The 9,678-nt window shown below is 35.6% G+C and carries 9 protein-coding genes, 1 tRNA gene and 1 pseudogene; 5 read left to right on the forward strand and 6 right to left on the reverse strand.

The window, feature by feature from the left end:
- Positions 1 to 346 (forward strand): annotated as a pseudogene (locus tag OZD64_RS02975) (Rpn family recombination-promoting nuclease/putative transposase); the annotation flags it as partial.
- Between the two features lie 34 nt (positions 347 to 380).
- Here the strand turns inward: OZD64_RS02975 and OZD64_RS02980 are convergent.
- The 3 genes from OZD64_RS02980 to tldD all read right to left on the reverse strand — a co-directional run bounded on the left by OZD64_RS02980 (position 381) and on the right by tldD (position 3,333).
- Complete coding sequence (locus OZD64_RS02980; protein ID WP_274999270.1) at positions 381 to 1,628, reverse strand: IscS subfamily cysteine desulfurase; 1,248 nt, start codon at positions 1,626 to 1,628, stop codon at positions 381 to 383.
- A 90-nt stretch (positions 1,629 to 1,718) separates the two neighbouring features.
- Positions 1,719 to 1,859: a hypothetical protein gene (locus tag OZD64_RS02985; protein WP_153296798.1), complete on the reverse strand. Its 141-nt coding sequence runs from the start codon at positions 1,857 to 1,859 to the stop codon at positions 1,719 to 1,721.
- 55 nt (positions 1,860 to 1,914) lie between these two features.
- Positions 1,915 to 3,333 carry a metalloprotease TldD gene (tldD, locus tag OZD64_RS02990; RefSeq protein ID WP_010962974.1) on the reverse strand — a complete coding sequence of 473 codons (1,419 nt, stop codon included), beginning with the start codon at positions 3,331 to 3,333 and terminating at the stop codon, positions 1,915 to 1,917.
- A 62-nt stretch (positions 3,334 to 3,395) separates the two neighbouring features.
- On the opposite strand from tldD, the gene OZD64_RS02995 reads away from it, so the two are divergent.
- The 4 genes from OZD64_RS02995 (at position 3,396) to OZD64_RS03010 (ending at position 5,788) form a co-directional block, all read left to right on the forward strand.
- Positions 3,396 to 3,480, forward strand: a tRNA-Leu gene (locus tag OZD64_RS02995).
- Between the two features lie 70 nt (positions 3,481 to 3,550).
- Positions 3,551 to 4,048 carry a hypothetical protein gene (locus OZD64_RS03000; protein ID WP_010962975.1) on the forward strand — a complete coding sequence of 166 codons (498 nt, stop codon included), beginning with the start codon at positions 3,551 to 3,553 and terminating at the stop codon, positions 4,046 to 4,048.
- 253 nt (positions 4,049 to 4,301) lie between these two features.
- Entirely contained in the window at positions 4,302 to 5,009 is a 708-nt protein-coding gene (locus OZD64_RS03005) for a uroporphyrinogen-III synthase (RefSeq protein ID WP_038199270.1), read from the forward strand.
- Positions 5,009 to 5,788 carry an exodeoxyribonuclease III gene (locus OZD64_RS03010; protein ID WP_010962977.1) on the forward strand — a complete coding sequence of 260 codons (780 nt, stop codon included), beginning with the start codon at positions 5,009 to 5,011 and terminating at the stop codon, positions 5,786 to 5,788. The genes OZD64_RS03005 and OZD64_RS03010 overlap by 1 nt, the downstream gene beginning before the upstream one ends.
- A gap of 26 nt (positions 5,789 to 5,814) precedes the next feature.
- On the opposite strand, the gene OZD64_RS03015 is transcribed toward OZD64_RS03010, so the two are convergent.
- From OZD64_RS03015 to OZD64_RS03025, 3 genes are all read right to left on the reverse strand, one after another.
- Entirely contained in the window at positions 5,815 to 6,834 is a 1,020-nt protein-coding gene (locus tag OZD64_RS03015) for a hypothetical protein (RefSeq protein WP_274999273.1), read from the reverse strand.
- 50 nt (positions 6,835 to 6,884) lie between these two features.
- Positions 6,885 to 9,461, reverse strand: coding sequence for a DNA polymerase I (gene polA / locus OZD64_RS03020; RefSeq protein ID WP_274999271.1), 2,577 nt, complete (start codon positions 9,459 to 9,461; stop codon positions 6,885 to 6,887).
- A gap of 32 nt (positions 9,462 to 9,493) precedes the next feature.
- Positions 9,494 to 9,678 (reverse strand): hypothetical protein (locus OZD64_RS03025; RefSeq protein ID WP_274999272.1); only part of this gene is annotated, 185 nt, incomplete at its 5' end.

Below are 9,678 nucleotides of genomic sequence, written 5' to 3' on the forward strand. Positions count from 1 at the left end.
CTTAAGGAAAATAGCAGAAAAAGCACCAATAATAAAGTTAGCCTACGATGAATTAGACAGGTTTAGCTGGAATGAAAAAGATTTAGTAGCTTATGAAGAAAGAATAATGGATCTACGGAAAGAAGAAGCCATTCTTGAATACAGACTTGACCTTGCTACTGAAAAAGGCATCCAAATTGGCGAAGAAAGAGGCATCAAAATCGGTAAAGAGGAAGGGAAAATTGAAGGAAAAATCGAAGTCGCAAAAGCAATGCTGGCTAACAATGTTGATGTCAACACTATTGTCAAATTTACTGGCCTTTCTATTAGTGAGATTGAAGAATTAAGTGTGAACGGTACAGAGTAATTTCAAAGTGCATTTGCAGTTGGAACGGATACATTTAATGAGAGTCCCATTTCACGGTGTTCAAATCTACTCCTTCTTGTACCATCTCCCAAAGTGGGCTCATTTCTCTCAGTCGGCCAACATTTTTAGCAACAAGATCTGCTGCATACAAAACTTCTTCTCTAGTTGTAAATCGGCCTAGGCCAAATCTAATTGATGAATGCTCAAGGTCATGGCCATTATTTAGCGACCGTACTACATAGGAAGGCTCAAGAGACGCAGACGTGCACGCAGAACCAGAACTTACTGCTAAATCCTTGATTGCCATGATGAGAGACTCACCCTCAACATAGGGAAAGCTCAAGTTTAGGTTGCCAGGAATTCTATTTTCATAATCACCATTTAAAACGATATCAGGAAACGCCTCTTTTATCTTGTTATACAAAATATCCCTTAATTCTTCCACTCTAGTTGTTTCTTTTTTCATTTCTTCTCTAGCAATACGTGCCGCTTCACCAAAACCAACTGCAAGAGGTGTTGGAACTGTTCCAGAACGCATGCCTCTTTCCTGTCCACCACCACTAATTAGTGGTATCAGCCTAACACGAGGATTCTTTCTACGTACATATAATGCGCCTATTCCCATAGGTCCATAAATTTTGTGGCTAGAGAGACTCATAAGATCAATGCACATCTCATTAACATCAATTGGAACTTTTCCAAAGCTTTGAGCTGCATCTGTATGGAAAAATATATTATGCTTTCTGCATATTTTACCAATCTCCTTTACAGGCTGAATTACTCCGATTTCATTATTTACCATCATTACTGAAATCAAAATTGTTTTATCAGTAATTGCTTCCTCAAGCTTTGATAAATCTATAATTCCGTTTTGCTTAACAGGCAAATATGTAACTTTAAAGCCTTCATTTTCCAGATGCCGACAAGAATCCAGAACACACTTATGCTCCGTGCAGACAGTGATTATATGATTTCCTTTATTTTTATAAAAGTGAGCAACGCCCTTGATTGCCGTATTATTTGACTCAGTTGCACCTGAGGTAAAGATAATTTCTTTGCTATCTGCGTTCACCAGATCAGCGATGTGTTTCCTTGCTTTTTCCACTGCTTCTTCAGCAGTCCAACCAAATGAATGGCTGCGAGAGTGTGCATTGCTGAACTCACCAAAGTAAGGTATCATCACCTCTAAAACACGGGGATCTACTTTAGTAGTAGATTGATAATCAAGAAATATTGGTAATTTTATTTTAGCATCGTGTATTTTTTTACTTTCAACACTCATAAAGCTACCACGGAGACAAAATTTACAATTATTTTATAGCATTAAAACTTAATTTTTTCAAGATATAATCTTGCATCAAGTACAAAAGTGTCATCCAAGTAGCTGACACATAACTGTACGAACATTTATTTGCGAAAGCAGTGTGTTAAATGTTATAGCCAGTTTTGCCTCAAACACAAAGGCAGTGCCCAGACACTGGGATGACACCCTATTGGTGGCAATTGCTTCCAAATCATAATGTTTGTACAGCTGTGCGCCGTGCGCTGGAATCCGTTTTAGCCCTTATCTATATCTCAGTTCCACCAACAGTTATTGCGTCGACTTTGAGTGTCGGCTGACCAACTCCAACGGGCACATTTTGTCCATCTTTCGAGCATGTGCCAACACCAGGATCTAACTTTAAGTCATTACCAACCATAGATACTTTTTTCAACACTGTTGGACCGTCACCAATTAGTGTTGCTCCTTTTACTGGCTGTGTAATTTTGCCATTTTCTATTAGGTAAGCTTCCGAAGATGAAAAAACAAATTTTCCTGACGTTATATCAACCTGCCCACCACCGAAATTTACTGCATATAGACCTTTCTTTACGCTAGATATTATTTCCTTCGGTGTATACTTTCCGGGCAACATATAGGTGTTTGTCATGCGCGGCATAATAACTTCTTTATAACTTTCTCTTCTACCATTACCAGTTGGGCTTACACCCATGAGTTTAGCGTTCATATGATCCTGCATGTATCCTTTTAGGATCCCATCCTCTATCAATATATTATAACTGGGTGGAGTGCCTTCATCGTCTACGCTGATAGAGCCGCGCAAATTGGGCAGAGTTCCGTCATCAACTACTGTGATGTCACTAGCTGCTACTTGTTTACCCACAGAATTTGAAAATGCTGAGACTTTTTTGCGATTGAAGTCGCCCTCAAGTCCATGACCCACGGCTTCGTGTAACAATATTCCTGGCCAGCCTGGACCTAAAACGACTGTCATTTCTCCGGCTGGAGTTGGAATTGCTTCAAGATTTACCAGTGCTTGTTCTAACGCTTGGTTTGCAACTTCTTTCCACTTTTTCTCAGAAATAAACTTACTATAAGAGTCCCTTCCACCATGCCCTGCAGAACCTCTTTCGGTACGGCCATCTTTTTCTACAATGACTAGCACATTAAAACGTACCAGAGGCCTGATATCGCTTAATCTGTGATCACCCTTTATTATTTGTACAACTTGCCATTCTCCACTTAGAGTTATTTTTACTTGCTTCACGCAGTTATTTTTGGACCTTACATACTCATTAACCTCATTGAGTAGCTTAATCTTTGAATTCAGATCCATTTCATTTATAGGGTTAATCCTCGAATATAGGCTTTTTGTCTCTTCGTTTAAATTTATTGAATTTGTCTTGTTTAAAGACACTGAGCTTTTTACCATAGAAGCAGCATTACTAATTTCTTTTTCGCTGATCTCAGAAGAACAAACGAAAGATGTACTATCTTCACAAAAAGACCTTAAACCAAATCCCCTTCTAGTATTCAAGTCCATGTGTTTTAATATGTTATCCTCAAAAACCAGGGACTCCGACTGGCAAAATTCTAGAAACAGCTCACCACCATCGCTATTGCTCAAAGCGTTATTGACTATTTTATATACGTTATTAATATTAACATTGTTTTGAGCAAAAAATATTTGATCTAGATTTGGCATTACCTTTGAACTAAAAATTGTTTAAGTATATTATTTAACTTTAACATAGTAAACTATAAAAAGCCCGGGTGGCGGAATTGGTAGACGCGCTAGCTTCAGGTGCTAGTAACTTTTTAAGTTGTGGAAGTTCAAGTCTTCTCTCGGGCACTCTTAGCTTCCATATTGCTTATTGAATTAATTAATGTTATAATATAACATATTAGGTAATATTTATGCTATGTATGGTGAAAAAGATAAGTTAGCCTACAGAAAGAAGGTACGAACTTACTCGAAACGCTTAGTTACTACACTATCTACTATCTCTTTCATTGGATACATAGCGGCATTGGTCTTGAATATTCCTGTCTTAAGTCTGTATTTTAGTATTGCCGGCACTATATTCAGTGCACTTTCGTTTGCTTTAAATATATGGTCACTAAATGATCATTCCCGACAACAGAATCTTAATAAGAAATCTGGCATAAAAAACACTCCAGGACAAAAAAAGTTAACAAAGATCTATCTTGATATAGCATCCAGTGCTTCATTTCTAATAGGAGGTATTGCATCTATGTCGCTTTTTGAGTCTTCTGTTATTTATTTTGTTTCTACGCCTTTTTTTATTCTAGGCTGTGTTATTATGGCAGCTAATATCGTTCAAACTATGATTAGTGAACCACAGACAAAAAACGTCCTTGAGAATCTCTCTTCAAATACTGCAAGAGTACAAGCTTAAGTATTAACTTATTTAACTTATACAGGAATATTAGCTATATAATTCCACTGAAGGAAGCCATTCAAAAGAGTTCGATGTAATTAGCGTCAAAAAAGTGTAAGCAGAAATTGTGGGCTTATTGGGGTAGGAGCGCTTAGTACTCCTACTTCCACATAAATTACTTGAATAATTGCTCAAGCTATCAAAATAAAAGTTTTTATTCAGTAATTTGTGTATAAAGGGTACTATTTTACTAGTAGTGAAATAAATCAGAATGAAGTCTATTTTATTAACGAGGCCTTTATTGGATTCGTTCAATACAAGAAATATATTGAGAAAGTATGGATACAAAGTTTATATAGAACCAGTATTCACAATAAAGTACTTAAATCCTGATATATCTGCACACGAATTTGACGTTGTAATATCCACAAGTAAAAACAGTGTAAAGGCTTTTAGTCAAATATGCAAAGTGGATGACTTTCCGATTATTACAGTTGGTAATTCAACCATGCAGGCTGCAAAAAATTTGGGATTTTCTGATATAATCTCAGCAGACAGCAACGTTGATGGTCTGATATCATTCATAAAAGCTCACTATTCAAGTGCAATAAAGTTCTTATATATAAGAGGACAAGAAGTATCATGTGACCTAAAAAAGAGATTATCTGAAGAAGATTTTAACGTAAGAGAAGTTGTACTCTATAAAACAATCATTAAAAGGAGTCTAACTAATAGGTGTAAAAATTTACTGTTGGATGGTAAAATTGGTAGTGTTGCTTTTTTTTCCTCACAGACAGCAAGGGTATTTTGTTCATTAGTTCTAAAAAGTGAGCTATCTCATGTGATGAATAATACAGTTGCATATACCATGAGTAAAAACATTGCTGATAGTTTAAAGTTAATCAAGTGGAAAAAAATTATAACATCGAGGTTGCCTACTGGGGAGAGTTTAATTGATATAATTAATAAGGATTGCTGATGCTAAAGATTGCAACTTGGAATGTAAACTCCATACGTAAAAGAGTTAACCAACTTTGTAGTTTTATAGTTGATAGTCAGATAGATATAGTTTTGCTGCAAGAGATAAAATGTACGGAAGAGCAATTTCCTTATGCGGAGATAGAAAAGTTAGGATATGAATATGCTATCTATGGACAAGTTGCAAGAAATGGCGTTTGTGTTTTATCTAAATATCCGATACTGGAGAAGTTTAAAATTGACATTGTGGAAAGTCATCAAGAAGCACGTTATATAGAGTGCGTGATAAAGTATACCAATAGTAAGATAAGGGTAGGAAGTGTATACGTGCCAAACGGTCAAAGCCCGGACTCTCACGCATTTGAATATAAACTCAAGTTTTTTGATAACCTATATGAAAGGATGAGCACTTTGTTGAAGAATGAAGAGTTAACTATTATAGCTGGCGATTATAATATTGCACCGGATGAAATTGATGTTTTTGATTCAAACTTATTGAATGGCCAAGTGTGCTTTCATATAAGAGAACGTGAGAAGTTAAGAGCGATCTTGAATCTTGGGTTTAAAGATGCGTTTAGAATATCTCACCCAAATTTGCAACAATTCACTTGGTGGCATTATCAAGGCAATTCACTCAGAAATAATCAAGGAATGCGAATAGATTATATGCTGTTATCACCACAAGCTGTAGATAAATTGGAAACATGCTACATAGATGATAGATTGCGTAAGCTAGAAAATCCGTCTGACCATACTCCTGTTGTATGTGCTATAGAATAATAGCAGATCTCTTACACAATTCACTTTTAGCAAACCTGAGTAGTCTTACCTTTGCTGCTCTGTGGTTTTTCCCTTCGTTTGTTTTCCTTTCCTGTCCAAGATTGATCGTGCTGCTCACTTTTTTCGTTTCCTACCTGGGAAATTTGCTCAGGAACAGGCTGTTGTTCACTCTTTTCTTTTCCTTGGGAAATTTGTTCAGAAACAGAGGTGCCTTTCTCAACTTCTGTAACTGGGGTTTTTAAAATATCATCAATGCCCTCGAGAATTTTTCCATTCAGTTTTGCTCTCTTTTCTGTATCATCTTTATCTTGTGAGCTAGGGTCATACAAAGTACCTTTTTTGTTATTTGAAAAAAGAACCTCCACTCCTCCTTTTATGGCAAATATTGTGCCGATAGCAGTAAGAACTACTCCGAGTGTAGTAGGACCAAAAATTAACATTGGAATAGTGGAAAGAAGGACAGGAAAAAAGATCTTGCTTAAGAACGTTGTTACCATCTCTTCATCACTGAGTGGTGGTTCATCCTCTTCTTTCTTGTCTTTACCTAAGAATGGTATTTTTTCTTTCATCCCATCCATAAAGGAGCCAGAAATATTTTTCGGGTCTATTTTGATCCCTCCAATTAGCAGCAGCAGCATTTCCAATACAAACTTTATGGATGAATCTTTAGCTTCTATACCACGTATATCAGCTACACACTTGGTTATTATTTGTTGTATTTTATCATTATTTAATTTCTCTTCTCTAGCTAAGCCTTGCTCTCTAATTTCTTTAAACATAGAAAGTAAAAACTGAGAAAAATTCTCTTCACTGAGTGGTTTTATATCTTTTGGATTGACATTATTAAGTAGTATGTCCTTATAAGCTGATATAAAATAATCAGTTATTTCTTTGTTCTCCTTTAATTCGGCTTTACCTTCTAATACTTTTACAAAGTAATCATAGATTACCTGATGTTCCTCTTTTTCAAAAATTTTCTCATCTTTGTTAGTTACCTGATTTGAAGGTTCCAAATTCTTTGTTTGTGGAGTTAATATTTTTGTCATAACTGAGTTACTCACATTTACTATACTTCAATTGTAGCATATTTTTCATATTAATTCAAATAATCTATACTCCTAGAATTCACGATGTTTAAGTCATAATTAAGGGAATTTAGACCCCAGTTGTCGCCAATTTTTATTTCTACTTCAAGTGGTATAGAAATTTCTATTGCATTTTCCATTATATCTTTTATAAGTTTTGCTGTTTCTTGCACCTTTTCGTCTTCTACTTCAACCAGTAGTTCATCGTGAACCTGGAGGATTATTTTACCTACTTTCAATTGGTCAAAAAGCTGAATTGTCGCACGTTTTATTATATCAGCAGCGGTTCCTTGCAGTGGTGCGTTTATTGCTGCCCTTTCTGCAAATTGTCTTATATAAGGAATTGTATTGTTTATGTCTCTTACAAAGCATCTCCTGCCAAACAAAGTTTCTACATAACCATGCAATCTTGCGATAGACACTGCTTTTTCCATATAGGCCTTTATTTCTGGGTAACAGGAAAAATAGTAATTAATGTATTCAGCAGCTTCCGCAATGGTAATTCCAAGCCGCTTTGCAAGACCAAATGGGCTAATGCCATATATAATTCCAAAATTGATGGATTTTGCTTTGCGTCTTAATTGCTCATCTATTTCTTGCACTCCAAAAACTTGCCTTGCGGTGATCTCATGAATATCTTGTCCGTTTGCAAAAGCTTCTTTAAATGCTGCAACGTTTGCAACGTGTGCCAGGAGTCTTAATTCTATTTGCGAATAGTCAGCAGAAATTATCTTATGCCCTTTTGGCGCAATAAATGCTTGTCTGATAAGATTTCCCTCTTCGCTTCTGATAGGAATATTCTGTAAATTAGGATTGCTGGAGCTCAGCCTTCCAGTTGCAGTTGCAGTCGTTGAAAAGCTTGTGTGTATTCTACCATCAAGTGGATCAACTTGCTTTATTAATGCATCAGTGTAGGTGCCTTTTAATTTACTTAAATGTCGCCAATTTAAGATTTTACTTGCGATTTCTACCCCTTCTTCTTCGAGTGCCTCTAGAACTTCATAATTGGTGCTATACGATCCAGATTTTTTTGACTTTTTCTTTTTATTAAGCCCCATTTTGTTGAATAAAACATCACTTAATTGTTTTGGCGAAGCAATATTAAATCTTTCTCCTGCCAAATTATATATCTCATCTTCAAGCACGGCAATTACCTGCTGAAATTTATCGGACAGCTCCTGTAATTTTTGTATGTTCAGTAATATCCCATTTTTCTCCATATCAAATATTACTTTCATAAGTGGCTTATCGAAGCGCTCGTAAATTGTGAGCAATTTTTCCTGAAATAACCTTTGCTTTAGCTTTTCATGAATTGCTATTAAAGTTTTTGCCGAGAAAATTTCTGCATTTTCACTCAAATTATGCGCAACTATGTTTGGAATACTGTGATCATGCTTTCCTGTATCCAAGCTATACGACATTATCATCAAATCATCAACTGAATCTAACATCTTCTCTATTGCAGGGAAGATTTTTCTGATCTCTTTAATGTTATGTATTATTTTAAGCACTCCATTTGAGAGCAAAGTTAAGTTAATTATAATGAGTGCATCTTGTATGCTGTCTTGCTCTATATAAAAAATATTACTTTCGCTATAAGATAGACTTAATACATTGTTTTCAAGGTGGTAATGAATTGCAATTTTGCCTTCATATCTACAATGCTCTAAAAATTTCTCTAACTCTTCACTACTATACTCTATTTTTTCTTCTGTGCTAGACCCACTATAGGAAAAAAGCTTTTCCACTTTCCCTATCAAGGAATTGAATTCATACTTCTTTAAAAAGGATAATAGTTTTTCCATATTTGGAGGGCGAACTTCACATTTTGCAATATCATGTTGAAGGTCTACTTTTTCGCATAGTGATAAAAGTTCTCTTGAAATTAGCGCTTTTTCCTTATGTTCAGCAAGAATATTACGAATCCTCGTTTGCTCGATGTTATCAATGTTCTCTATAATATTATTCAATGAATCAAATTCATCTAGTAATTTAGCTGCAGTCTTCGGACCTATTCCCGGAACGCCTGGAATGTTGTCAGATGCATCACCAGTTAGAGAAAATAAATCAAGAAGCTTGTGTGAGTTTACGCCAAATTTTTCTATTACTTGTTTTTCATCTATATATATATTTTTAATGGGGTCGAATATTAAAATATTGTGGTTCAAGAGTTGAAATAAATCTTTATCTGATGAAACGACTACCACTTTAAAGTCTTGGTGGTTGGCGTATTTTGCAGCTAGTGTTGCAATTATATCATCTGCTTCATAACCTTCAATCTCTTCATAGCTGAGGTTAAAAACTTCTACCGCTTCCCTCAGTATGGTGAACTGTGGAGTTAGATCCTCAGGAGGCGTTACTCTGTTCGCTTTGTACTCAGGATATAAATTGTGCCTAAAATTCTTTTTCCCTGCATCAAGTGCTATAGTTAAGTAGTCCGAATGGGCAATGTACTTAAGAACCATATTCAGAAAGCCATATACACCACCTATTGGCATTCCTGTTGTGGTAATTAAGTGAGGTAGTACATAGTAAGCTCTGAAAAGAAAACCATAGCCATCGATGATTGTGAAAGTTTTTTCTTTCATTGTAGATATTTATGCGTGCTTTTGATGGTCCACTATTTAGCTGAGAAAATCAAGTTTTTGTTTTTCTGCTTTTGAGCGTTGTAAGAGATTTTACCGAAAATAGCATTCATGATGGGGATGTACACATATGACCTTACCCAGAAAAAGTGGAGAGAAAGTGTGGAATGTTTTTTACAAAAAGAATGATGCATCAAATTGTTCTGGAATGCAATAGTTA

It is taken from the genome of Wolbachia endosymbiont of Drosophila tristis (assembly GCF_028981745.1).
GTDB lineage: Bacteria > Pseudomonadota > Alphaproteobacteria > Rickettsiales > Anaplasmataceae > Wolbachia > Wolbachia pipientis.

Coding starts and splice junctions, on each gene's coding strand:
- OZD64_RS02980 (WP_274999270.1), bottom strand. CDS start 1,628: ATGAGTGTTGAAAGTAAAAAAATACACGATGCTAAAATAAAATTACCA.
- tldD (WP_010962974.1), bottom strand. CDS start 3,333: ATGCCAAATCTAGATCAAATATTTTTTGCTCAAAACAATGTTAATATT.
- OZD64_RS03000 (WP_010962975.1), top strand. CDS start 3,551: ATGTATGGTGAAAAAGATAAGTTAGCCTACAGAAAGAAGGTACGAACT.
- OZD64_RS03005 (WP_038199270.1), top strand. CDS start 4,302: ATGAAGTCTATTTTATTAACGAGGCCTTTATTGGATTCGTTCAATACA.
- OZD64_RS03010 (WP_010962977.1), top strand. CDS start 5,009: ATGCTAAAGATTGCAACTTGGAATGTAAACTCCATACGTAAAAGAGTT.
- OZD64_RS03015 (WP_274999273.1), bottom strand. CDS start 6,834: ATGACAAAAATATTAACTCCACAAACAAAGAATTTGGAACCTTCAAAT.
- polA (WP_274999271.1), bottom strand. CDS start 9,461: ATGAAAGAAAAAACTTTCACAATCATCGATGGCTATGGTTTTCTTTTC.